The organism is Chitinimonas naiadis, from assembly GCF_054780835.1.
Map to the genome: position 1 here is coordinate 461,012 of NZ_BAAGVO010000004.1, position 24,210 is coordinate 485,221.

The window sequence follows — 24,210 nt, forward strand, 5'->3', positions numbered from 1 at the left end:
CTCCAAATTCCTGAGGATTTCTCTGGAGAGAGGGCTGCCTGGCCAAGCCTTGGCAGCCACCCTCCCCCTTTACCGGACCGGGGATCGACCCAAAGGTCGATCCGCACCGGATTCCTGAAAGGTGAGAGGGTTCTGTTAGTTACGCAGCGGCTTGTTGTTCTGCAGCATGTAGGCGATACGTTCCTGGGTCTTCTCGTTCTTGAGCAGCGACAGGAAGCCCTTGCGCTCCAGATCGAGAATCCACTGTTCGTCCACCAGCGTACCGGCCTCGACATCGCCGCCGGTGATGATGTCGGCGATCAGCGCACCAATATGGTAGTCATGCTGGGAGATGAAGCCGCCCTCCTTCATGTTGACCAGTTGGCCCTTGATGGAAGCCGCACCAGCGCGACCAGCAACCGGGAAGCCCTTGATCTTCAGGGGAGCGCGGTAGCCGGACTCTGCCAGGGCCAGCGCTTGCTGCTTGGCCACGTACAGGAGTTCGTACTGGTTGAACACGATCACGTCCGAGTCACGGAAGAAGCCGATTTCCTTGGCTTCCTCGGCGCTCTTGGCCACGTTGGCGGTGGCGATGGACATGTAGCGGTCCTTGAGCGCGGCGAAAACGTCGCCACGGGCTTCTTGCGAGGCACGCAGGGCGAATTCCTTGGTGCCACCGGCGCCTGGCAACAGGCCCACGCCGACTTCCACCAGACCGACATAGCTCTCCAGATGCGCCACGACACGGTCCGAATGCAGACAGACTTCACAGCCGCCGCCGAACACGTAGCCGCGGGTAGCCGACACGACCGGAATCTGGCTGTAGCGCAGACGCATGGTCATGGACTGGAAGTCAGCCAGCATCTTCTCGATGGCAACCCAGTCACCCGCCATGAAAGCAGGCAGCATGGACGACAGGTCGGCACCGACCGAGAACGGCTCTTCCGGATGCCAGATCACCAGGCCCTTGAACTGGGCTTCAGCGATGTCGATCGACTTGTTGATGCCTTCGAGCACAGCCGGGCCAATGGCGTGGGCCTTGGACAGGAAGCTGACTACCAGCACGCCATCGCCATTGGTCCAGGCGCGCACGCCTTCGTTTTCGAATATGGTCTCGCCGTATACCGGTGCAGCTTCGCCGACCAGTTGAGCCGGGAACAGCTGACGCTGGTAGATGTCGAGGGTCGAACGCGGCACCAGGGCATTCTTGCTGGCGCTGTAGGAACCGGCAGCTTCGTGCACGCCGTCACGCTCGAACACCCAGGCGGGCAGCGGCGTATTGACGATGGCCTTGCCTGCGTCGATATCGGCCTTCACCCATTCTGCAACCTGCTTCCAGCCTGCGGCCTGCCAGGTCTCGAACGGGCCTTCGTTCCAGCCGAAGCCCCAGCGGATGGCCAGGTCAACGTCGCGAGCATTGTCGGCAACGGTATCGAGATGCACGGCGATGTAGTGGAACACGTCACGGAAGCAGGCCCACAGGAACTGGGCTTCCGGATTGGCGGATTCCTTGAGCTTCAGCAGACGCTTGCCCGGATCCTTGATCTTCATCAGTTCCTTGACCGCGTCGTCACCTTTCTTGTTGGCTTCGACGTACTGGCCGGCAGCAGGATCAAGCACCAGCTTGGTCTTGCCTTCACGCTTGTAGATACCGACCTTGCTCTTGGCACCCAGGGCGCCAGCTTCGATCAGCTTCTGCAGCCAGACCGGCGACTGGAACAAGGCGTGCCACGGGTCGTTCGGCAGGGTGTCCTGCATGGTCTTGACGACGTGGGCGAAAGTATCCAGACCCACCACGTCGGCGGTGCGGAAAGTCGCCGACTTCGGACGACCGAGGCGCGGGCCGGTCAGGTCGTCAACGATGTCAAAGCGGATGCCGAACTTCTCGGCATTGTGGATGGCAGCCAGCATCGAGTAGACGCCGATGCGGTTGGCCACGAAGTTCGGGGTGTCCTTGGCGCGGATGACGCCCTTGCCCAGCGTGGTGGCGAGGAAGCCTTCCAGCTGATCCAGGGTGCTGGGGTCCGAAGTCACGCACGGGATGATTTCCACCAGGTGCATGTAGCGCGGCGGATTAAAGAAGTGGATGCCGCAGAAACGGGCACGCATCGAGGCGGGGCAACCCTCGGCCAGCTTGTTGATGCTGAGACCGGAGGTGTTGGTCGCGAAAATGGTGTTGGCGCCCAGGTGCGGGGCCACCTTTTCGTACAGGCCCAGCTTCCAGTCCATGCGCTCGGCGATGGCTTCGATAACCAGGTCGCAATCCTTGAGCAGGTGCAGGTGCTCATCGTAATTGGCCGGCGTGATGAAGTCGGCGCGGCCCTTGGAGGCCAGCGGAGCCGGGTTCTGCTTCTTCAGTGCCTCGATAGCCTTAAGCGCGATGGCGCTCTTGGGGCCTTCCTTGGCCGGCAGGTCAAACAGGATGGCTTCTACATTGGCATTGGCGAGGTGGGCGGCAATCTGTGCGCCCATCACGCCGGCGCCGAGAACGGCCACCTTGCGTACGATGAATTTGGATTGGGACATGGTATTCCTCGATGGGGATGTCAATCGGGGGCTCGCAAAATTCAACCGCCATTGCGTGCTTTGGTCTTCCAGGGCCTTGCATGAAGCACCCTCCCCTCAACTGTGCGCCTAGCGGGGCGCGGGAGTGGGTGGCTCATGTCAGGCCTAAGCGTAGACCATTAATGCAAACGTTTGTTTCAGCCTAGCGCTTGCTTGGTTGATAGAGTACATCAAGCGATGGGATTTTCCCAGCCGTCTGTTTCAACGTCGGTTATGCACAACAGGTGCCAACGGGAATTTACAAGAAAAAACGGCGCGAGCCAAAGGCCCGCGCCGTTTTCAGGGTATCGCCCGAATCAGAAGCGATGGTTGTACTGCACACCCAGGATGTGCGAGTACACCTTGTATTCACCAACCAGCGTAGCGCAGCTGGAGGTGTTGTTGGTCTGGTTACAGACCGGCGCACCGTTGGCAGCCAGCTGACCACCGTTGTCGAACGCGTTGACCTTAGGCTTGCCGACTTGCACGAAGGAGTAGGCGAAATCGAACGAGCTTTCCTTCGACACGGCCCAGTTGGCGCCCAGCGAGATCCACTTGCGGTTCGAATCCGGGATCGAAGCAGTACGGTTGCTGTCATCCACCGGCGATTCGTCGTAAGCCAGACCACCGCGCAGCTTGATCGTATCGTTCAGCTGATAAGCGCCGCCGAAGGAGACCTTGGTGGTGTCGGTCCACTTTTCCGGCGTATTGGAGTCAGCCAGACCGTTGGCGAAGTCGACACGCAGTTCCTCGAAACGCGAGTGACGGGTGCGGGTGATATCGGCCATCAGCGCCAGCTTCTCATTGACTTGCTTGAAGCCCGAAATCGACAGCGATTCCGGCGTATCCACCTTCAGGGTGGCGGCGCTGTTGCTGTAGCGGGCGTTCAGGCCAGCCTGCACGATCGCCCCAGCCGCACCGAAGGGGGTGCCGGCAGCGGAGAACGATTGAGGCACGGTCCAGACGGCATCGCCCTGCAGTTCGTGCTTGATCTTGGAACGATAAGCCATACCGATACGGGTACCCGGATCGATATTGAGCATCACACCCAGGTTCCAGCCGAAGCCCCAGTCGTCACCCTTGATGTTGACCTGGCCCGAATACTTCGGATTACCGGCAACGCCGACGACGTTCAACAGGGCATTGGCGGTCGCAGCGCTGATCGCGCCGGACTGCAGCAACAGGCCTACACCACCAGTACCGAAATCGGCACCCTTGATCAGCTTGCCTTCGATGTACTGAGCGGTGATGCCACCACCGACGCTGACCATGTCAGATGCCTTGAAGGCAAACGACGGGTTCAGGGCAACGGTCTTCAGTTCGGTCTTGATAATGTTGTAGCGACCAACCCAGTCTTCATTGTATTCGGTCTTGGAGCCGAACGGCACGAACACACCAAAGCCCACGGTGGCGCGGTCATTGAGCTGATGCGAGAAGTAGGCGTGCGGCACGACGGTCGGTTCGACAAAATCACCGCCATCGCTGCCGCCGGTAGCGCGGCCCGGAATCACGGTCTGACCAGTGGCGGGGCTTTGCACGCCAACGGTATGGCTGCCCTGGTCGGTAAACTTCCCGTGTGGCAAGACGAGGTCGATCACACCCGAAAAGGTGGTGCCCTTCACATTGGTCAGACCGGCCGGGTTGTAGAAAATGGTCGAGGCATCTTCAGCTGCCGCACCGGAGGCATTTGCCGTACCTTGGGCGCTGACCGATTGCGTACCGAAGTGATAGCCCGAGGCATACGCCTGCTGGGCAAAAACGGCGCCAACCAGCAGCGCGGACATGCGGAGTGCGTGCATCCTCATTGATTTATCTCTCCATTTTTGGGGGTATTAAAAGCGTGCTCTATTTCTGACCATAATCAAGCGCTTGGCCGACGAACCCAGAATATCACAGGCTTTTAGAGTAATCAGTCGAAAACCGCCAGACCATTCTCTCTTTCCGCAGCTTGACGACATTTTTGTCACAGTGTTGCACCCCCAACACAAAAAAATCCCCGGCCAGGCCGGGGATTTTTGTCTTGCCCTACAACAGCAACGCTTTATACAGGCTCACGCAGGCTGATTTCAGTGTCGTGCTTGTCCAGCATCATGTCGAAGTCGTCGACCATGATGACTTCGCGCTTCAGACGACGAGCACGGGTCACGGCGTTGAATTCGGCGTCGGTGATCAGACCACCAGCCAGCGCCTCATCCAGACGGCCCTTGGCATTGAGCGCCTTCAGCTTGCCGTCGCGCTGGGCACGACGCAGCTTGCCTTCCGTGCTTTCCGCTTCGATATGCGCGTTCAGGGCGTGGTTCAGTACACCCACCGCATCGGTCTCGGACTGCGGAATGAACACGTCGCGAGTCAGACGGTCACGCGAGGCGCCCGGCTGCATCAGGAGGCGAGCAATCTTGGTACCGAGGCGATCGCGCGGGGTGGTGAAGTGACGACCCAGCGGAAAGATGATCCAGTTCAGCACGAAAGCCAGCGGACGGTTCGGCAGGTTGGCCAGGAAGCCGGTCATGGCTTCTTGCGCATCATGCAGCGCCTGCAGTACCGACCACTTCAGCAGCGGCAGGTCTTCTTTCGGGCTGCCATCATCCGCAAAGCGCTTCAACGCAGCGGTAGCGATGTACAGGTTGGACAGGACATCACCCAGACGAGCCGAGATCTTCTCGCGGAACTTGAGCGAGCCCCCCATGCTGAACATGGCCATGTCGGAAGCCAGCGCAAACGCGGCCGACAGACGCTCCACATCCTTGTAGTACTGGGCGATATCGCCACCGACCGGGGACGAGGCAATCTTGGAACCCGTCAGACCCAGCACGAAGCTACGGATGGCGTTGTCGAACACGAAGCCGATATGACCGGAGAAGGCCTTGTCGAATTCGGCGCCGTCATTGGCCATTGCCGCCTTCATTTCACGCAGCACGAAGGGATGGCAACGGATAGCGCCCTGACCGTAGATGATCATGGAACGGGTCAGGATGTTGGCGCCTTCCACGGTAATGCCGACCGGAATGGTCTGGTAGGCATTGCCCAGGTAGTTGCGCGGGCCAAGCACCACAGCCTTGCCACCGTGGATATCCATGGCGTCATTCAGCACCTTACGCATGCGCTCGGTGTTGTGATACTTCAGGATGGCGGAGATCACCGAAGGCTTCTCGCCGCTATCGAGACCAGCCAGCGCCAGGCGCTGGGCCGAATCCATCTGGTAGGTGTAGCCGCCGATACGGGCCAGCGCTTCATCCACACCCTCGAACTTGCCGATCGACAGGCCGAACTGCTCGCGGATACGGGCGTAGGCACCGGTCACGAAGCTGGCGAACTTGCCGGATGCGACCGACATGGCGGGCAGCGAGATGGCACGACCGACCGACAGGCACTCGACCAACATGCGCCAGCCCTGCCCTGCGTAATCCTTGCCACCGATGATCCACTCCAGCGGAATGAATACATCCTTGCCCATGGTCGGGCCGTTCATGAACACCGAACCCGGTGGGCAGTGACGGCGACCGATCTGCACGCCTTCGTGCTCGGTTGGAATCAGCGCACAGGTGATACCGATGTCTTCCTTGTCGCCCAGAATGTGTTCCGGGTCATACAGCTTGAACGCCATGCCGAGGATGGTGGCAACCGGCGCCAGCGTGATCCAGCGCTTTTCCCAGCTCAGGCGGATACCCACGACGTTCTCGTGACGCTCGCCGGTACGCGGATCGGTATAGGAACCACGCGTAACAACGCCGAAGTCAGGGATCGCGCCGGCATCGGAACCCGCATAGGGGCTGGTCAGGGCGAAACACGGAATTTCCAGGCCCTTGGCCAGACGCGGCAGGTAGTAATCCTTCTGCGCTTCGGTACCGTAATGCTGCAGCAGCTCGCCCGGTCCGAGCGAGTTCGGCACCATGACCGTCACGGCAGCGGAGCCACCACGGGTAGCAATCTTGGTCACGATACGGGCATGCGCGTAGTTGGAGAACTCCACACCACCGTACTTCTTCTTGATGATCATGCCCAGGAAGCCATTGTCCTTGATGAACTGCCACACTTCAGGCGGCAGATCCTTCAGCTCATGGGTGATCTTCCAGTCGTCGATCATGCCGCACAGCTCTTCGGTCGGACCATCGAGGAAAGCCTGTTCCTCAGCCGACAGCGTGGGCGCGGCATAAGCGTGCAGCTTGCTGTAGTCAGGCTTGCCCGAGAACAGTTCGGCATCCCACCACACCGTACCGGCATTGATGGCCTCCTGCTCGGTCTGCGACATGGCCGGCGTGATCTTCTTGAAAATGCCGAAGATGGGACCAGTGATCAGGGCGCGACGCAGCGGAGTCAGATTGAATACCAGCGCGATCACGCCAGCGCCGATCAACCAGGCGATGTGGCAGCCGTGGCCAAACACGCCGTAGGCAATGCCGGCCAGAGCCGCGACAGTCCAGGCAATCAGAGGCGCACGGAAATAACCAAGCGCCAGGATGGCCAGGACGACGATCAGTATGGTGAGTGCCATGAGATCTTCCTTAGCAGGGGTTAAGTGCCCTTTGCGGTGGCAGGCGCAGTCAAGCCAGCCACGACGAAGGGCACGAGGTAAGTGGCAATCAGGCGCGGGTCACGCGCGTTGACCACCGGGTCACTGACAAACAGCCGCAGGATGTTGTTACCTGCGAATGCATTGAAGATGGCGGAGAAGGCAAAGTTGAGCCGCCATTGCAGCTCGTTCTCGTCTATTTGCGGCAAAGCCTTGGCCGTTGCCTGCGCGTAGCGGGCAACCAGCTCTTCATAGTGGCGTGGCAGGCTTTCGCGCAGCGCCGGATGGGATTCGATAAAGGTCCGGCTGAGCAGGCGGACAAAGATCACGCCGCCGCGCTTGGGGTCATGCGCGATATCGAGCGCTGCATCCATGAAGGCTTGCATGATGGCCGTCACCGACAGCGGCACACCAGCGGCATCGGATTCGAGCTTGTCCAGGTTCTGCACCGCAAGCTTGGTCAGCGGCGTCAGACGGCGGGTGAATACCCCCTGGAACAATGCATCCTTGCTGCCAAAGTGGTAATTGACCGCCGCCAGATTGACTTCCGCCTTCTGGGTGATCATGCGCATGGAGGTCGCCTCGAAACCATGCTCGACAAACAGCACCTCAGCCGCATCCAGGATGCGCGTTGCCGTATCAAGTTGTCGTGCTTCGAGAAGATCGCTCATTTACCTTGCCGCTTGGGTGGGTGCCGTGTTGAACGGCTATGCATACCAGTAGTGGTTACAATTAGCATAGCGCATTCGATCAAACGGTTGTTTGAAACATACGTCTCATAGAGCAGAAAGTCAAGCAAGCGCTCGATTGTGCAACGGTTTGCGGGGCTGACTGATGCAGCCACGCACCACCTCTCTGCCAGTACCAATCAATCCGGCACCGACAAACAACCCGTTTAGTTAAGCAAGCGGCAAGGGCAGACCCGGCGCTGCGCTTTTCTCCACAGCAGCCCCCGTTCCACATTCTGTAGGTGACAAATCAGAAAAAATGAGATAATTCAAAGAAGAAGCGCGGTTTGTGCAACCGCTTTATCAAGATTCAACAGGCGCCTACACAAAGCAACCGCATGTTTTCCCGGCTAAATATCTCATCGCTGGCAGGCCCCATCCTCGTCCTGATGGTGCTGACGCTATTTATCCTGCCGCTACCGGCTTGGGTACTCGACCTGTTCTTCACCTTCAATATCGCGGTCGCCATCATCGTGCTGATGGTATCGATCAATACCAAGGAGCCATTGGACTTCTCGGCCTTCCCGGTCGTGCTGCTAATGACCACCTTGCTGCGGCTGGCGCTGAACGTGGCCTCCACCCGCGTGATCCTGACCGAGGGCCAGAAGGGCGAGGACGCCGCCGGCAAGGTGATCGAGGCCTTTGGTCACTTCCTGATCGGTGGCAACATCGCCGTCGGTATCGTGGTGTTCGTCATCCTGACCATCATCAACTTCGTGGTGATCACCAAGGGTGCCGGCCGTATCGCCGAAGTGAGCGCCCGCTTCACCCTGGACGCCATGCCCGGCAAGCAGATGGCCATCGATGCCGACCTCAACGCCGGCCTGATTGGCGAAGAGGATGCGCGCAGGCGTCGCAAGATCATCGCCAACGAGGCTGACTTCTTCGGCTCCATGGATGGTGCCTCCAAGTTCGTCCGCGGCGATGCCGTCGCCGGCATCCTGATCATTGTCATCAACCTCGTCGCAGGCATGATCGTCGGCATGATTTCGCACGACATGCCATTTGCCCAGGCCGGCAAGACCTACATCCTGCTGTCGATCGGCGACGGCTTGGTTGCGCAGATCCCCGGCCTGATCATCTCGACCGCCGCCGGTCTGGTTGTATCCCGTGTGGGCGATGGGCAGGATCTGTCCGAGCAGTTGCTGGGGCAGTTGTTCTCCCGCCCGACCACGCTTTACATCACTGCGGCGGTGATCGGTGTTTTCGGCCTGATCCCCAACATGCCGCACTTTGCCTTCCTGCTGATGGCCAGCGGCATGGCGGGCCTTGCGTACTTCCTGGAGCAACGCGCCAAGACCAAGGAAGCGCAGGCCCCCATACAGGAGGCCGCCGCCGTCCAGCAGGCGCAGCAGGCCCAGGAACAACAGACACAGGAAGTAGGTTGGCACGACGTCTCGGCGGTCGATCCGGTCGGGCTGGAGGTCGGTTATCGCATCATTCCGCTGGTCGATCGCAACCAGGACGGCGAACTGCTCAGGCGCATCCGCGGCATACGCAAGAAGATTGCCCAGGATCTCGGCTTCCTGGTGCCGCCCATCCATATTCGCGACAACCTTGAACTCAAGCCCAACGCCTACCGCATCCAGCTCAAGGGGGTCGATATTGGCGCGGGAGAAGCCTGGCCGGGCCAGTTCCTGGCGATCAATCCAGGCCGGGTCATGGGTCCGCTGCCAGGAACGCCGACGACCGACCCGACCTTCGGCCTGCCGGCGATCTGGATCGATGCCCATCTCAAGGAGCAGGCCCAGTCGCTCGGCTACACGGTCGTGGATGCCAGCACGGTCGTGGCTACCCATATCTCCAATTTGCTGCAAAGCCATGCACCCGAGTTGCTGGGCCGGGAAGAGGTACAGCAATTGCTGGACCATCTGGCCAAGGAATCCCCCAAGCTGGTGGAGGACATCGTACCCAAGGTGGTGCCGCTCAACGTCCTGCAGAAGGTGCTGCAGAATCTGCTGGACGAAAGCATGCATATCCGCGATATGCGCACCATCCTGGAGACTCTGGCCGAACATGTAACCAAGACGGCGGATATCGACGAACTGACCTCTGCCGTACGCGTGGCGCTCGGGCGGGCCATCGTTCACCAGTTGTTCCCGGGCGAGAACGAGCTGCAGGTCATCGCACTCGACCCAAGCCTCGAGCAGGTACTGCTGCAAGCCAGCCAGGGCCGCGGAGGCGGCCTGGAGCCCGGCCTGGCCGAGACCTTGCTGCAGCAAGCCAGCCAGTTGACCGAGCAGATGGAAAATCAGGGACTCAACAGCGTATTGATTACGCCATCGCAGTTGCGCCCCCTGCTGAGTCGGTTCCTGCGCCGCTCCATACCGCAGTTCCGGGTACTGGCGCACAGCGAGATACCGGACAGCAAGACCATACGTATTGTTGGCGTATTGGGCGGGCATGCTCCCGCCTGATCGTCAGTAGCAGGAATCAGTAGGAAAAACCGCGACATAAGCGGGCCTTGACCGGCATAACTCATCGACCAGCAAAGGACAGGATCATGGTCGTCAAGAAATTCCATGGTGCCAGCACCCGAGAGGTGCTGAAGCAGGTACGCGACGAACTGGGGCCGGATGCGCTCATCCTCTCGAATCGGCAACTGCCGGACGGGCATATTGAAATCATGGCGGTAGCCGACACGGAGGTCGCCCATCTAAGCAGCGACGGCCTCGGCGCCAAGCCGCCTGTCAAACCTGCGGAACCCCGCCTGGGTGACAGCCGACCCACGACCGCAGCGCCCATAACCCGGCCGACCGTGGTGCCGCCACGGCCACCGGCATCCGCCAACCGTGCGATACAGCGTACCTATGCCCTGCCGCCGGAGCTGGACGATGACGACGAGCCCAGTCTCGACGACATCCGCCCGTCCCTGCGCCCTGCCCCGACGATCCCCACCATGATGACGTCGGCCAAATTGGGTGGCGATGTGGTGCCGGACGACCATCCCGCAGCGAGCGGCGGCAATTTCACACCACGCTACCGCTATGAGCCCCCCGAGATGGACCTGATGGAGCCGGTACTCAGCCAGCCTCGTCAGGAGCCGACGCTGAATACCCGAGAGCTGCCTCCCCTGGCTGTCATGCCACCGGCGAACCCGGCGCCGGAGCCCGTCGCGCCAGCCCTGGCCCCTGCGCCGATCAAGGAATCCCCGCCGTCCAGCCTGGACATGGGCGAGCATGGGCGTCGCATCGAAACGATCGGGCACGAGGTGGAGGACATCTCCAGCGAGATCAAGATGCTGCGCAACCTGCTGGAAGGTCAGTTGGCGGGCCTTGCCTGGAACGAACTGAAACGGCACGCTCCAGAGCGGCTGGAAGTGCTGCGCCGCCTGCTGAGCGTGGGCTTCAGCCCGGCACTGAGCAGACAGATCGTCGAGCACATGCCTAGCGGCTACAGCACCGAGCGCGGCATGAAGTGGGCACGCACCGCCTTGCAGCACAACCTGCCGACGGTGGGGCCCGGCGCGGATATCGTCGAAGCTGGCGGGGTCTATGCCCTTGTCGGCCCGACCGGCGTGGGCAAGACCACGACCGTTGCCAAGCTGGCTGCCCGTGCCACGCTCAAGCATGGTGCCGCCAAGGTGGCGCTGATCACCACCGACGGATACCGGATCGGTGCACAAGACCAGCTGCGCATCTACGGCAAGATACTGGGTGTGCCGGTCTATGCGGTAACGGATGAAACCGACCTGGCGCAGACCCTGGCCGATCTGCGCAACCGGCACCTCGTACTGATCGACACCGTCGGCATGGGGCAGCGCGACCAGCGTGTGGTGGAGCAGATCGCCCTGCTGGCCGGCCAGACCACCCCGGTCAAGCGGCTGCTGCTGTTGAGCGCCAACGCCCAGGGCACGACCCTGGACGACGTGGTCAAGCGCTATCACGGCGAGGGGCTGTCCGGCTGCATCTTTACCAAGACCGACGAAGCGTTCTCGCTCGGGAGCGGGCTGGATGTCATCGTGCGCTACAAGCTGCCGCTCTACTACATCACTAATGGCCAGCGGGTGCCGGAAGACCTGCATGTCGCCAGCGGGCTGTACCTGGTCGACAGGGTATTCAAGACTCCGCCGGAAGCACCGGCGTACCGTCTGAAGAACGAGGAATATCCCTTGTTCCTGGGAGCCCAGCAGCCATCGCTGGACTTTTCCTGGCGTGAGGCCGCAGCCTGAGCATGGTCATGGACAGGCTCAACAATCTCGTCACCACGGTCGCCCTCGACCAGGCTTCCAGCCTGCGCAAGCTGGTGGGCGGGCCCGGCGGTCGGGCTGTCGCGCTGACCGGTGGCACCGGCACGGGGGTCACTACGCTGTCGCTGAACCTCGCCGCCGCCATCGCGGCCATGGACCAGCGCGTGCTGTTGCTGGATGAAGACGATAGTCGTCACAACGCGATCAATCGGTTGCAACTTCGGCAACGTTTCAATTTCGAACACGTAGCAGGCCGCGAAGTGCGGCTGGACGAACTGTTGCTCGCCGCCCCCGGCTTTGAGCTCATGCCGGTCAAGCTTTCCGCAACGCTGGCCAGACACCTGCCGCCGGGACGCGCCAACCAGTTGGCCGACGAATACGATTCGCTGATCGCCCGCATTGATTGGGTGTTGGTCGATGCCCGCCCCGTGGCGGACGACAATGCCCCCGGCCTGGCCCTGTCGGCCGACGAGGTGATCGTGGTGATTACGCCATCGGGCGACTCCATCACCGCGGCCTACGCCGCCATCAAGCGTCTGCATACGGAATACGGCCGCCGCGACTTTCGCCTGCTTGCCAACCGGGTCCGTACGCTGGATACCGCAATGGCGCTGTTCCAGCGCGTCAAGGAAGTGGCTAGCCGCTACCTGGACGTCAAGATGAAGCTAGTCGGCTTCGTGCCGGAAGACGAGCAACTTGCCCGTGCCGACAAGCTGGCGCAACCGGTGGCACATGTGTTTCCGCAGAGTGAGGCGAGCGTGGCATTTGCCCAACTGGCGGTGGCGATGCGTCGCTGGCCCCGAAAGACCGGGAGCGCAGACCGTGCCAACCTGCTGTATCGTGCCCTTGATGTCAGTCGCAGACTGGCCTCAATCCGCTGAAAGCCGCGGTTTACCTCATTGTCAGCCATAGCAGTGATTGCTAATCTTCGTCCGGCCCGTTGGCAAACCCGTCGACGTGGCGCATAAAGAAGTCATCCTCCCCGATACATGTCCCGCATGACCACGTCCCGCGCCATTGGTGCTTACAAACAACACGCTGCAGATTCGATCGAAGCGCGTGTCAACACGTATGCACCGCTGGTCAAGAAGCTGGCCTACCACATGGTGGCCCGCCTGCCAGCCAGCGTGGAAGTGGACGACCTGATCCAAGCAGGTCTGATTGGCCTGATGGATGCCTGCCGCAATTTTGATCCGGCGGCCGAAGTGCAGTTCGAGACCTATGCAACGCAACGCATACGCGGTGCCATGCTCGATGAATTGCGCGGTGCCGATTGGCTGCCACGGCAATTGCGACGTTCGATGCGGGATATCGAAGCGGCCATGAGCAAACTCGAGCACAAGCTGGGGCGCGCCCCCACCGAAGCCGAGATTGCCAAGTCCATGGATTTGCCACTGGCCGAGTACCAGGAGCTGCTGGCTGATTGCCGCGGTCACCAGTTGATCTATTACGACGACTACGACAGCGACGACGACGGCCGTAATGCGCTCGACAATATGGCGGCCGACCATACTGCGGACCCGATCAACGGGCTCGATGATGCCGACTTCAAGCGGGTACTGCTCGACGGCATCAAGACATTGCCCGAGCGCGAGAAGATGGTAATGGCCCTGTACTACGAGCAGGAGCTGAACCTCAAGGAAATCGGCGCCGTGCTCAACGTCTCGGAATCCCGCGTTTGCCAGCTGCACAGCCAGGCTGTGGCACGCTTGCGTACCAAACTGCATGACTGGACGCAGAAATGACCGTCCGGTCGATCAAATCTGCTATAAACGGCAGCGTACCCGCCAACAAGAAAACCCCTCATCCATATGGATAGACTGAGCCTGATCGGCATTCTCCTTGGCCTTGTCGCAATTGTCGGCGGCCAACTGCTTGAAGGCGGCAATATCAGTTCCTTGCTGCAACTGACCGCCTTCCTGATCGTCATGGGCGGCACCATCGGTGCCGTACTGCTTCAAAGCAGTACCAGCAACTTCGTGCTGGGTGTAAAGATGGTGCGCTGGGTACTGATCCCCCCCACCGCCGCGCTCGATCCCTGGGTGAAATCGTTGATCAGCTGGAGCAATACGGCCCGGCGTGGCGGCCTGCTTGCGCTGGAAACCCCGCTGATGGGCGAGAAGGATCCCTTCGTCAAACGTGCCCTGCAAATGCTGGTCGACGGTGCCGAACCAGAAGCCATCCGCCATACCATGGACCTTGAAATCGGCGCGTACGAGGAAAAGCATCGTGCTGCCGCCAAGATATGGGAATCCGCTGGCGGCTACGCGCCGACCATCGGCATTCTGGGTGCGGTGATGGGCTTGATCCACGTCATGGAAAACCTGACCGACCCTTCCAAGCTGGGTTCGGGCATCGCCGTCGCCTTTGTGGCTACCATCTACGGCGTGGGCTCCGCCAACCTGTTCTTCCTGCCTATCGGCAACAAGCTCAAGCAGATCATTGCGACCGAGGTCAAACGGCGTGAACTGTTGGCCGAGGGCCTGGTTGCCATCGCCCATGGTGAGAACCCGCGCATCATCGAAAGCAAGTTACGCGGCTTCATCGTCTAGGTAGCGCGGCGCGATGACTGCCCTGCTACGCCTGCTGTGGCGCCTCCTGGCCATCATCGATTTCCTGCTGCTCACCCTGCTCCTGCTACTGCTGTCCTGTTTACCACGACGGGCGGTAGCAGGGGTCTTCCCCCTCCTGTTCCATGCCTGGTGCCGCTGTTTTGTCCGTGCACTGGGCGTCCGGCTACGATTGCACCAGCACTATTGCGGTACGCTGCCTGAGCGCTACGTGCTGATCGCGAACCATCCCTCCTTGTTCGAGGATATCGGCATTCCCGCCCTCTTTCCGGTGCGCTCGCTCGCCAAGGCCGAGGTCGCCAACTGGTGGATATTGGGGCGGGTCGCCGTGGCGGCACGCACTCTGTTCGTCAACCGGGAGTCTTCCGCCTCTCGCAAGGCGGCTACCCAGGCGTTGATCGATGCCGCCAAGCAGGGTGACCGGCTGGCGCTCTACCCAGAGGGGGGCTGCAAGGGTCGGCGAGTAGGTAGCCGCTTCTTCAATGGCGCCTTCATTGCCAGCTTCGAGAGCGGCGTACCTTTGCTGCCGGTCTTCCTGCACTATCAGGCGCAGGAGACCTTCGAATGGGCGGAGCAGCACCTTTTGCTGAAACTCTGGCAAATCGCTTCCGCACGTAACCCCGCTGCGGACTACCATGTATTCGAGCCCATTGATCCTGCCAACTTCACCTCGGCAGAAGCCATGAAGGACCATGCTCACGGCCTCTACCTTGCCTGGCAGCGTCGCTTCCTGGACTAGGAGAACACTTTGCCCTACGCCATTGCCATTCACGGCGGTGCCGGCACGCTGCGTAAGCAGGACATCAGTCCCGAGCAGGAATCCCTGTTGCTGGCTGGCCTGAACCAGGCGCTGGATACGGGGCTCGCCTTGCTGCAGCAAGGAGGCAGCGCCCTTGATGCAGTCACCGCGGCAGTCAGCGCTCTGGAGGACAACCCGCTCTTCAATGCCGGCCGCGGAGCGGTATTCAATGCTGACGGTGATATCGAGCTTGAGGCAGCCGTCATGGAAGGCAGCCAGCGGCTGGCAGGCTCGGTAACCGGGGTGAGGCGCGCCAGAAATCCGGTGCAGCTGGCGCGACGGGTGATGGAACAAACCCCGCATGTGACATTGGGCTTTGCCGCTGCCGACGCCTTTGCCGAGCAGCAAGGCTTGCCGTTGGCGGATGCCGCTTATTTCTTTACCCAACCACGCTGGGATGCCCTGCAGTCGGAACTGTCCCGCATGGCGGCAGGTGGGTCGGACAAGGACGTATCGGAGCAGGTCAAACACGGCACGGTCGGCGCCGTCGCGCTGGATATCTGCGGCCGCATGGCGGCCGCCACCTCGACCGGTGGCCGCACCGCCAAGATGGCGGGTCGGATAGGCGATACGCCGGTAATCGGCGCGGGCACCTGGGCCGATGATCTGGTAGCGGTATCCGGCACCGGTCATGGCGAGAGTTTCATCCGCTGTGCTGCAGCCCATGAGGTCGCCAGCCGGGTGCGCTATATCGGCCAGCCCCTGGCCGATGCCTGCGACGAGATCGTCTTTGGTCAACTGGTAGAGATAGGCGGCTCTGGCGGCCTGATCGCCGTCGACTGGGAGGGCCATGTCGCGATGCCCTTCAATAGCGAGGGCATGTATCGCGCCGCAGTCAATGCCTGGGGTGAGCGCATCGTCGCCATCTATCGCTGACACAAACCCTTCCGCGAACAAGACGAAAAAGGACCCTCAGGCCCTTTTTCGCTACGCTTGCCGTTCCCGCTCACTCAGGCACGGAACAAGACCTCTTCGCGCCGACACCAGCGGGTACAGGCGAATAGCAGCCCTCCCGCTACTAGAACCGTCGAGCTCAGTACCACCGCGAGATCCGAGGGCAACAAGGTCCCCTTGACGATCTCCTTCACTGCCAGCGCGATATTGGTGATCGGCATCCAGGCCCAGCCGCTGCTGAGGCTCATGTTCGGCAGCAAGGCCAGGAGAATGGGCATGATCAGCAGGATCATCAGTTGGCTGGCGTAGCCACCGGCCTCCTTGTAGCTGCGGGCATACAGGGAGATGGCGAGCAGCAGGGCCGCGGTGATGGCATTGGCAGGCAGGATCAGCAAGCCCACCAGGGCAAACTCACGCCAGCCTATGCCGGCCAGTACCTGCGACATGGCCGCACCTGCTGCTGCGTTGCCCTTGAGCAGGCCCATGCCCCAAAAACCCATCGAGATCACGGCGACGGTACCCGCAATGATGCCGACCAGCGCGATGGCGGCAAACTTCGCCAAGACCAGCCGGCTGCGTGGCAGGGGTAGCAACAGCAGGGATTCCAGCGTGCCACGCTCCTTCTCACCAGCTCCCATATCGATGGCGGCCGCCATGCTGGCTGACAGGCCGATCATCAGCAACAGGTAGGGCAGAAAAGCGCCGATCAGTTCGCCGATGCGTTCACGCTCGTTGGCGGTGCTACGCACATCCAGCAGTATGGGTTGGCTGACAAAGCGCTGGGTATCCGCATCCAGTCCTTGCCGCGTCATGTAGGCCTGCCGCAGCTCGTCACCGTAGCCGGTGCTCAGTGCCTTCATGCGTTTCGCCACGGTATCCACCGTCACGGCGTCGTTGTAGTGCAGTTCCAGGCGCATGGCCTTGCCGGCATGCAATTGCTGCTCGAAGCCATTGGGAATGACCAGCGCAAAACGAATGCGCTCATCCTTGATGGCTTGGCGTATGTCGTCCGGTGAGCCCAGCGTGACCCGCTCCAGCCGCGGCAAAGCCGAAAGTCGCTGATTGAGTTCCGGCGCCTGCTCGCTGCCGAACACCGCGTACTTCAGCACGCGTGTCGCCTCTTGCCTGGCCTTGTAGCTTGCCAGCGTAGCGAAGCCCCCCATCAGCAGCGGCATGATCAGGGCCGGCATCAGCAGCATGAAAATCATGGTGCGCCGATCACGCACCAGCTCGGTCAGTTCTTTCCGCAATACAGTCCACATGGCCGTTATCCTTGATGTTCGAGTGCAAGCGTAGTGGCGGGTACGGGTTCATCAACCAGCGCAACCGGACGCTGCGGCATGCCCAACTGCGAGAGATAGCCCGCCGCCAGATCGCCATTCCCGGTGCTGCGCAGCGCATCCACGCTGCCTTGATGGCAGCTCACGCCCTGGTTGATAATGCAGATGCGCTGGCATAGCGCCTGCACTTCGTGCAGATGATGGGTAGAGAAAACCAGCGCCACGCCCTCTTCGCGGCATTCGCGCATGAAATCGAGCACCACCTGGGCACCCAGGATATCGAGGCCGGTCGTCGGCTCGTCCAGGATCAATACCCTGGGTTCGTGGACCACCGTGCGGGCAATGGCGGCACGCTGCTTCATGCCGGCCGACAGTGCGTCGACACGCCGGTCGGCGTAGCTTTCCATGTCGAGGCGCTGCAGCAGGCCATCGATGCGGCGCTCCAGGGCATCACCAGGCAGGCCGTATGCCTGGCCGAAGTAGCGGATGTTCTCTCGCACCGTCAGCCTGCCATACAGGCCTGTACTGCCAGACAGGAAGCCTATCCGGCCCCTCGCGGCAAGCGGGTCGGCGACCAGATCCACGCCATCCACCCGTACACCCCCCGCCGTCGGCGCGATCGCCGTCGAGAGCATGCGCAGGGTGGTGGTCTTGCCGGCGCCATTGGGGCCCAGCAAGCCCAGTACCTCACCAGGCTCGACCCGGAAGGACACATCGCGGACAGCATGAAAATAGCCGTCATGTTCGCGCGTATCACCGGTAGGCTTGTGCTTGCGCTTGGGCAAACTGAAACGTTTCTGTAACTGACTGACTTCGATCACGTCATGCTCCTCTAGATCGGGCTTGCTGGCCGATGTTGTTTTTGACTGCCGATGATTTGTCGCAACAGTCGACGTGCATCCTAGCGCCCGAGGCCCCAAGCAGGGCCTGACTTGCGACGGAACAAGGTTTTCGCTACCCGAAATACGACAATGCCGTGCCAGTGGCCTGGCGCAATGCTTGCTATTTCCACAGGTGGGCTGCCTGGCATGCACTTACGCCAACAGCATCCAAATGCTTGCCGCTATAATCGTCCGATCCTTACAAGTGCGCCGTCCATGCTGTTTTCACGCCGTCCCAAGAACGCCCCGAATTCGACCAAGCGCGATAGCACCCCGCTACCGCCACAATTTGCTGCCGTGCTACGAGAGAGCTGGTGGCTGGCAGCGGTCGTCGCCGGCATCTATCTGGTCATCATCCTCGCTAGTTACAGCGCGGCTGATCCCGGCTGGTCCCACGCCGCGACCCAGGTTGCCATCCGCAACAAGGGCGGTGCCTTCGGTGCCTGGCTGGCCGACGTGCTGCTTTACCTGTTCGGCTTTTCTGCCTGGTGGTGGGTGGTCTTCTGCCTGGCCGCCATCCTGTGGGGCTATCGGCGACTTGAAAAGGTCGAGCACAACCACAGGCTGGCCATCGTTGCCATCAGTGGCTACCTGCTGCTGATCCTCTCCAGTTGCAGCCTGGAAGCCCTCCGTCTCAACAGCTGGCATATCGACCTGCCTTACCAGCCCGGCGGCATGCTGGGTCTTGCACTCGGTGGCTGGCTGTTCCACGCACTGGGCTTCAGTGGCGCCACCCTGATCCTGCTTGCCAGCTTCGGCATCGGGGTATCGCTTTTCATGGGCGTATCCTGGCTGGACTTGATGGAGCGGCTGGGCGGCTGGATCGAAGATCATGTGCTGCGTGTGGTCAACGTCTGGCAGGCACGGCAGGATCGCAAGATCGGCGAGGAAGCCGCGATTGCCCGCGAAGCCCGCGTGACGGTCGAAAAACAGCGCTTTGAAGATGCGCCGGCCCTGCGTATCGAAGAACCGATACTCGATATCGTCCCGTCCAAGGCCATGCTCAAGGAGATCGAGCAGGAGCAGAAGGCTCAGGAAAAGGCCAAGCAAGCCGAAGCCCAGCCTTCGCTGTTTGCCGAGGAAGACCTGCCGCCCTGGGACGAACCCGTCGTTGCGGCCGGCAACCCGGCGGCACCGCCCCCCAAGGCCAAGACGGTCACCAAGAAAGCACCGGCGCTGATCAGCAACAACAACGCCGAGCTACCCAGCCTGGCACTGTTGTCAGCCCCTGCCGCCATGCAGGAAGTCGTCAGCCACGAAACCATCGAATACACCTCGCGCCTGATCGAGCGCAAGCTGGCCGAGTTCGGCGTGGAAGTGAAAGTGATCGCGGCCTATCCCGGCCCGGTCATTACCCGCTACGAGATCGAACCCGCGACCGGGGTCAAGGGCTCCCAGATCGTCAACCTGATGAAGGATCTGGCGCGCGCGCTGTCGCTTGTCAGTATCCGGGTGGTGGAAACCATCCCCGGCAAGACCTATATGGGCCTCGAGCTGCCCAACCCCAAGCGGCAGATCGTGCGCCTGTCCGAGATCCTGGGTTCGCAGGTTTACCATGACGCCGGCTCCCTGCTGACCATGGCCATGGGCAAGGATATCTCCGGCAAGCCGGTGGTGACCGATCTCGCCAAGGCGCCGCACATGCTGGTGGCCGGTACGACCGGCTCCGGTAAGTCGGTGGCTATGAACGCCATCATCCTGTCCTTCCTCTACAAGGCAACGCCAGAGGAAGTCCGCCTGATCATGGTCGACCCGAAGATGCTGGAACTCAGCGTCTACGAAGGTATCCCGCACCTGTTGGCGCCCGTGGTGACCGACATGAAGCATGCCGCCAACGCGCTCAACTGGTGCGTGGCGGAGATGGAAAAGCGCTACCGTCTGATGAGCGCCATGGGCGTGCGTAACCTCGCAGGCTACAACCAGAAGCTGAAAGAAGCCGAGAAGCGTGGCGAGAAGCTGACCAACCCGTTCAGCCTGACCCCGGACAGCCCGGAGCCGCTCGAATCCCTGCCCATGATCGTGGTCCTGATCGACGAACTGGCCGACCTGATGATGGTCGCCGGCAAGCAGATTGAGCAGTTGATCGCCCGGCTGGCACAAAAGGCCCGGGCAGCGGGTATTCATTTGATCCTGGCCACGCAGCGTCCGTCGGTGGACGTGATCACCGGTCTGATCAAGGCTAATATTCCGACCCGTTGCGCCTTCCAGGTATCGAGCAAGATCGACAGCCGGACCATTCTTGACCAGATGGGCGCCGAAAGCCTGCTAGGCCAGGGTGACGGCCTGTTCCTGCCGCCGGGTAGCGGCTATCCGCAGCGTATCCACGGCGCCTTCGTGGCGGACGAGGAAGTCCATGCCGTGGTGGAGTTCCTCAAGACCCAGGGTGAACCCAACTATATCGAGGGTATCCTCAGCGGCACGGTGGAAGGCATGGAAGCACCAGGCGGTGGTGGTGGCGAGTTCGGCCTGACCGGTGGTGGCGATGGCGAGGGCGACGATATGTACGACCAGGCCGTGAGCTTTGTGCTCAAGAGCCGCAAGGCTTCGATCTCCTCCGTCCAGCGCCAGCTGCGCATTGGCTACAACCGCGCAGCACGCCTGATCGAGCAGATGGAGCAGGCGGGCCTCGTCAGCCCAATGGAAACCAATGGCAATCGCACCGTGCTGGTACCAGCGCGCGAAGAATAGCCACGGTGCTACTGACGGACGCATGGATCCGGTTTACCCGGCGGGCAGCGACAAGCGCTGCCCCAAGCGGATCGTCTTCGCGTCACACGTATTCTCGCCGTAGAAAGCGCCCCCTGCCCTTCACGCTGCAAGTCTCGGGCTCGTCCGGTCAGCGGGTGCTCGACGCTCATTCGCTACGCAAAAACCCTGCCTTGCCTGCCGCCGTTCATCCACACGATCTGCAGATCATCCGCCCAAAACGCATTGCACTCCTCCCATACCGCTGTGCATCTTCCCGTGGTCGCGGTATCCGGCAGGCTTCCTTATTCTGCAAGCATGGCATCGAGGGGGCGCAAATGGCTCCCCCCGCAATACGGCGACATACCGGCATCTGGAGCCGGAACTGGAGATAATCATGCGAGAAGCAGACGACGAAATCCGCGGCGAAGAACGACGCGCCAGACGACAGGCTTTCAAGGAACGGGTACGCGAGACCATCCATGACGGCATTGAAAGTTCGTTCGACAATTCCCGCCGCAAGAATGACCAGAAGGAAGTCCTGCGCCAGCTGAAGGAGCTTTTGACCAAGCTGTGGTGGCAGTTCTTCGACTGGCTGGCCGTGGTGCCCTGGAAAACCCTGATCATCGTGTGCGTGCTGGTGATCATCTTCGGCAATATCCTCCGGGTCGAGGATGTTGCGGTGATGTTGATCCTCACCTCGCTGATCATCAAGGTGATTGCCACCGGCAAGCTGAAGGCGGAAGTCCGGGCAGAGGAAGCAACCGAGCGGGCGGATACGGAACAGCTGGAGCGCACGGTGCTGGAAGCCCGCATGGAGGCCTTGCAAGCCCAGATCGAGCCGCACTTCCTGTTCAACACCCTGGCCTCGGTGGATCAATTGATCCAGTCGGACCCGCCACGCGCCTCCAAGATGCAGCAGTCGCTGATCCGCTACCTGCGCTCGGCCATGCCACAGATGCGCGAAGGGGGACGACCGACACTGGGTCAGCAGGCCTCACTGTCGACGGCTTACCTGGAGATCATGCAGGTGCGCATGGATGAACGCCTGCAGCCCTCGGTCAATGTACCGGATGGTTTGAAATCGGCCGTGTTTCCGTCGATGATGCTGCAAACACTGGTGGAGAATGCCATCAAACACGGGCTGGAGCCCAAGGCGGAGGGTGGCAGGCTGGATATCGCTGCCGAGATACGTGACGGCATGCTGGAAGTCAGCGTGACCGATACCGGCATGGGCTTCGCCCCCAAGGGAAGTAGCAGCGGTGGTGGTGTCGGCCTTGCCAACATCCGTGAACGCCTCAAGGTGTTGTACAGCGGCCGTGCAGAATTGCAGATCATGATTCCCACCGAGGGCGGCACTCGTGCCACCATACGGGTACCTTATGAAGTCGCCCCCAAGCCCCAGGCGACCGAGGGCAACTGATTACCCAAGGGGCCGGCTAACCGGCCCCTTCTCATAACAAAAGGAGACAACGTGAATCGCAAGCCCGCCCCCACTGCCGTGATCGCCGACGACGAGCGCCTGATGCGCGAGCAGATCGTCAGCCGGCTCAAGGAAGCCTGGCCTGAACTGGTCATTGTCGGAGAGGCCACCAACGGGCGGGAGGCGGTTGCGATGGTGCGCAGCCAGGAGCCGGACATTGTCTTCCTCGATATTCGCATGCCCGAGATGACGGGCGTGGAGGCAGCTCGCGCGCTGGCCGACCAGTGCCATGTAGTTTTCGTGACCGCTTACGACCAGTATGCGATCGAGGCCTTTCAACAGGGCGCAGTCGACTACCTGCTCAAGCCTGCCGACCCGGAACGACTGAAATTGACGGTTGAACGGCTAAAGGCCCGCCTCGACAAGAAACCGGAAGGCATGGACGCGCTGCTCGACCAGTTGGCCCAGCGGTTGGGCGGTGGCGCAGCCGCCATCGTCGACAGCAAGCCCAAGGAATACCTGCGCTGGATACAGGTCAGTGTCGGCAACGCCATACGCATGATCCCGACCGACGATATCCTGTTCTTTCGCGCCGAGGACAAGTACACCCGCGTCCAGACTGCGAGCTTCGAGGGCCTGATACGCAAGCCGATCAAGGAGCTGGTGGACGAGATCGACCCGGAAGAGTTCTGGCAGATCCATCGCGCCATCCTGGTGAAGGTCGATGCCATTGACCAGGTCACGCGGGACTTCCGTGGCCAGCAGATCGTGCAGATGAAGGGCAATGACGAGAAGCTGGAAGTCAGCCGCAGCTTCAATCACCTGTTCAAGCATATGTAACGCACCAGCAGGCAGGCCGGTGAGATATCACCCGCTCATGTACGCAGGGCCGGCCATCCCATGATGGTCGGCCCTGTTTTCCTCCTGCTCTTGTATTATGCCGTGAGCGAGGCAGGCGGCTGGTTCAGCCTGTCGTGCCGTTCAGGGCTTGTGCGCCGCCGGTCAGTACCCGTGCCAGCTCCGCACGGGGGGTGATCGGTGCGGCGTTGGCGCCCTGCCCCATCTCTATCTTGACGCCATCCATGGACAGCGAGCGAATGTCGCCGGACAACTCGCCGCCAGCTTCGACCAGCATCTTGCCGTAGCGGATATGCCCATGCACGCGGCCGGTGGCATGCACGATCAGTTGCTCACGCACGGTCAACTCGCCATCGAAGTGTCCATGGATCTCGGCCACGTCGATGCTGACCTTACCCGAGAACGCACCCTTCTCGGCGATCCGCAACACCCTGCTGTCCATCGTGGCCTCTACCCTGCCCTCCACGACCAGCGTGTCGCAGTCGTGGATGTCCGCGCCCTTGAGCTTGACGTTGGGGCCGACGATCAGGCGTGCACCCGTCACGGTTTCGGTATCGACCGCCGCATTAGCGGCGGGGGCGTGATTGGCCGGCAGCATATTGGCCAGCGCCTTTTGCGTCTCGGCGCTGCTGGGGGTCGGTGTCGTGGCGGGCGTTGCCGTCGCAGTCGGCTTGGCCTCATTGAGGGAATTGAAACGGCTCTCGCGATCGCTGCTGCTGAGGGGAGTCCGGCTTGGGGTGCTAGGCGATTTGTTGAACATGGTTCCTCACATGAGAAGCGGTGGACGAACGGTTGCACCGGCGATGAGCCTGTTCTGAACCATTTCGACCCAACCACCTGCCGAAATAGCTCAGAACAGGCTCCAGTAAC

Annotated in this window: 17 protein-coding genes; 10 read left to right on the plus strand and 7 right to left on the minus strand. The window is 61.2% G+C overall.

The features are described from left to right. Nucleotides 1–135: 135 nt before the first annotated feature. The 4 genes from ACYVHK_RS08090 to ACYVHK_RS08105 form a co-directional block, all read right to left on the minus strand. Entirely contained in the window at nt 136–2,505 is a 2,370-nt protein-coding gene (locus tag ACYVHK_RS08090) for a 3-hydroxyacyl-CoA dehydrogenase/enoyl-CoA hydratase family protein (RefSeq protein WP_460529588.1), read from the minus strand. 335 nt (nt 2,506–2,840) lie between these two features. Further along, on the minus strand, nt 2,841–4,307 hold the full coding sequence (locus ACYVHK_RS08095) for an OmpP1/FadL family transporter (RefSeq protein ID WP_460529591.1): 1,467 nt from the start codon (nt 4,305–4,307) through the stop codon (nt 2,841–2,843). A 257-nt stretch (nt 4,308–4,564) separates the two neighbouring features. Continuing rightward, nucleotides 4,565–7,015 (minus strand): acyl-CoA dehydrogenase, encoded by a 2,451-nt coding sequence (locus ACYVHK_RS08100; RefSeq protein ID WP_460529594.1) that lies wholly within the window; start codon nt 7,013–7,015, stop codon nt 4,565–4,567. A gap of 20 nt (nt 7,016–7,035) precedes the next feature. Further along, a complete protein-coding gene (locus ACYVHK_RS08105) occupies nt 7,036–7,704 on the minus strand; it encodes a TetR/AcrR family transcriptional regulator (RefSeq protein WP_460529597.1) in 669 nt (222 codons plus the stop codon). Nucleotides 7,705–8,099: 395 nt separating this feature from the next. Here ACYVHK_RS08105 and flhA point away from each other — a divergent pair, with 395 nt between their 5' ends. The 7 genes from flhA to ACYVHK_RS08140 all read left to right on the plus strand — a co-directional run bounded on the left by flhA (nt 8,100) and on the right by ACYVHK_RS08140 (nt 16,195). Continuing rightward, nucleotides 8,100–10,178: a flagellar biosynthesis protein FlhA gene (gene flhA / locus ACYVHK_RS08110; protein WP_460529600.1), complete on the plus strand. Its 2,079-nt coding sequence runs from the start codon at nt 8,100–8,102 to the stop codon at nt 10,176–10,178. 86 nt (nt 10,179–10,264) lie between these two features. After that, nucleotides 10,265–11,932, plus strand: coding sequence for a flagellar biosynthesis protein FlhF (gene flhF, locus ACYVHK_RS08115; RefSeq protein WP_460529603.1), 1,668 nt, complete (start codon nt 10,265–10,267; stop codon nt 11,930–11,932). A gap of 8 nt (nt 11,933–11,940) precedes the next feature. Then, on the plus strand, nt 11,941–12,831 hold the full coding sequence (locus ACYVHK_RS08120; RefSeq protein ID WP_460529607.1) for a MinD/ParA family ATP-binding protein: 891 nt from the start codon (nt 11,941–11,943) through the stop codon (nt 12,829–12,831). 117 nt (nt 12,832–12,948) lie between these two features. Beyond that, nucleotides 12,949–13,695 carry an RNA polymerase sigma factor FliA gene (locus tag ACYVHK_RS08125; protein WP_460529610.1) on the plus strand — a complete coding sequence of 249 codons (747 nt, stop codon included), beginning with the start codon at nt 12,949–12,951 and terminating at the stop codon, nt 13,693–13,695. A gap of 66 nt (nt 13,696–13,761) precedes the next feature. Then, the gene (locus ACYVHK_RS08130; protein ID WP_460529613.1) at nt 13,762–14,502 is read left to right on the plus strand and encodes a MotA/TolQ/ExbB proton channel family protein; all 741 of its coding nucleotides are present in this window, start codon (nt 13,762–13,764) and stop codon (nt 14,500–14,502) included. Nucleotides 14,503–14,515: 13 nt separating this feature from the next. After that, nucleotides 14,516–15,259: a lysophospholipid acyltransferase family protein gene (locus ACYVHK_RS08135; RefSeq protein ID WP_460529616.1), complete on the plus strand. Its 744-nt coding sequence runs from the start codon at nt 14,516–14,518 to the stop codon at nt 15,257–15,259. Nucleotides 15,260–15,268: 9 nt separating this feature from the next. Beyond that, nucleotides 15,269–16,195: an isoaspartyl peptidase/L-asparaginase family protein gene (locus ACYVHK_RS08140; RefSeq protein ID WP_460529619.1), complete on the plus strand. Its 927-nt coding sequence runs from the start codon at nt 15,269–15,271 to the stop codon at nt 16,193–16,195. A gap of 74 nt (nt 16,196–16,269) precedes the next feature. Here ACYVHK_RS08140 and ACYVHK_RS08145 read toward each other — a convergent pair whose 3' ends face one another. After that, entirely contained in the window at nt 16,270–17,475 is a 1,206-nt protein-coding gene (locus tag ACYVHK_RS08145; protein ID WP_460529622.1) for an ABC transporter permease, read from the minus strand. A 5-nt stretch (nt 17,476–17,480) separates the two neighbouring features. Beyond that, entirely contained in the window at nt 17,481–18,314 is an 834-nt protein-coding gene (locus tag ACYVHK_RS08150; protein WP_460529625.1) for an ABC transporter ATP-binding protein, read from the minus strand. Between the two features lie 276 nt (nt 18,315–18,590). Between ACYVHK_RS08150 and ACYVHK_RS08155 the strand changes: the two genes are divergently transcribed. From ACYVHK_RS08155 to ACYVHK_RS08165, 3 genes are all read left to right on the plus strand, one after another. Beyond that, on the plus strand, nt 18,591–21,062 hold the full coding sequence (locus ACYVHK_RS08155; RefSeq protein ID WP_460529628.1) for a DNA translocase FtsK: 2,472 nt from the start codon (nt 18,591–18,593) through the stop codon (nt 21,060–21,062). 394 nt (nt 21,063–21,456) lie between these two features. Then, complete coding sequence (locus ACYVHK_RS08160; RefSeq protein ID WP_460529631.1) at nt 21,457–22,482, plus strand: sensor histidine kinase; 1,026 nt, start codon at nt 21,457–21,459, stop codon at nt 22,480–22,482. A 51-nt stretch (nt 22,483–22,533) separates the two neighbouring features. Next, nucleotides 22,534–23,322, plus strand: coding sequence for a LytR/AlgR family response regulator transcription factor (locus ACYVHK_RS08165; RefSeq protein ID WP_460529634.1), 789 nt, complete (start codon nt 22,534–22,536; stop codon nt 23,320–23,322). A gap of 124 nt (nt 23,323–23,446) precedes the next feature. On the opposite strand, the gene ACYVHK_RS08170 is transcribed toward ACYVHK_RS08165, so the two are convergent. Continuing rightward, nucleotides 23,447–24,100, minus strand: coding sequence for a bactofilin family protein (locus ACYVHK_RS08170; protein WP_460529638.1), 654 nt, complete (start codon nt 24,098–24,100; stop codon nt 23,447–23,449). Nucleotides 24,101–24,210 lie beyond the last annotated feature (110 nt).

Coding starts and splice junctions, on each gene's coding strand:
- ACYVHK_RS08170 (WP_460529638.1), bottom strand. CDS start 24,100: ATGTTCAACAAATCGCCTAGCACCCCAAGCCGGACTCCCCTCAGCAGC.
- ACYVHK_RS08125 (WP_460529610.1), top strand. CDS start 12,949: ATGACCACGTCCCGCGCCATTGGTGCTTACAAACAACACGCTGCAGAT.
- ACYVHK_RS08090 (WP_460529588.1), bottom strand. CDS start 2,505: ATGTCCCAATCCAAATTCATCGTACGCAAGGTGGCCGTTCTCGGCGCC.
- ACYVHK_RS08100 (WP_460529594.1), bottom strand. CDS start 7,015: ATGGCACTCACCATACTGATCGTCGTCCTGGCCATCCTGGCGCTTGGT.
- ACYVHK_RS08130 (WP_460529613.1), top strand. CDS start 13,762: ATGGATAGACTGAGCCTGATCGGCATTCTCCTTGGCCTTGTCGCAATT.
- ACYVHK_RS08120 (WP_460529607.1), top strand. CDS start 11,941: ATGGACAGGCTCAACAATCTCGTCACCACGGTCGCCCTCGACCAGGCT.
- ACYVHK_RS08160 (WP_460529631.1), top strand. CDS start 21,457: ATGCGAGAAGCAGACGACGAAATCCGCGGCGAAGAACGACGCGCCAGA.
- flhF (WP_460529603.1), top strand. CDS start 10,265: ATGGTCGTCAAGAAATTCCATGGTGCCAGCACCCGAGAGGTGCTGAAG.
- ACYVHK_RS08145 (WP_460529622.1), bottom strand. CDS start 17,475: ATGTGGACTGTATTGCGGAAAGAACTGACCGAGCTGGTGCGTGATCGG.
- ACYVHK_RS08095 (WP_460529591.1), bottom strand. CDS start 4,307: ATGTCCGCGCTGCTGGTTGGCGCCGTTTTTGCCCAGCAGGCGTATGCC.
- ACYVHK_RS08135 (WP_460529616.1), top strand. CDS start 14,516: ATGACTGCCCTGCTACGCCTGCTGTGGCGCCTCCTGGCCATCATCGAT.
- flhA (WP_460529600.1), top strand. CDS start 8,100: ATGTTTTCCCGGCTAAATATCTCATCGCTGGCAGGCCCCATCCTCGTC.
- ACYVHK_RS08155 (WP_460529628.1), top strand. CDS start 18,591: ATGCTGTTTTCACGCCGTCCCAAGAACGCCCCGAATTCGACCAAGCGC.
- ACYVHK_RS08105 (WP_460529597.1), bottom strand. CDS start 7,704: ATGAGCGATCTTCTCGAAGCACGACAACTTGATACGGCAACGCGCATC.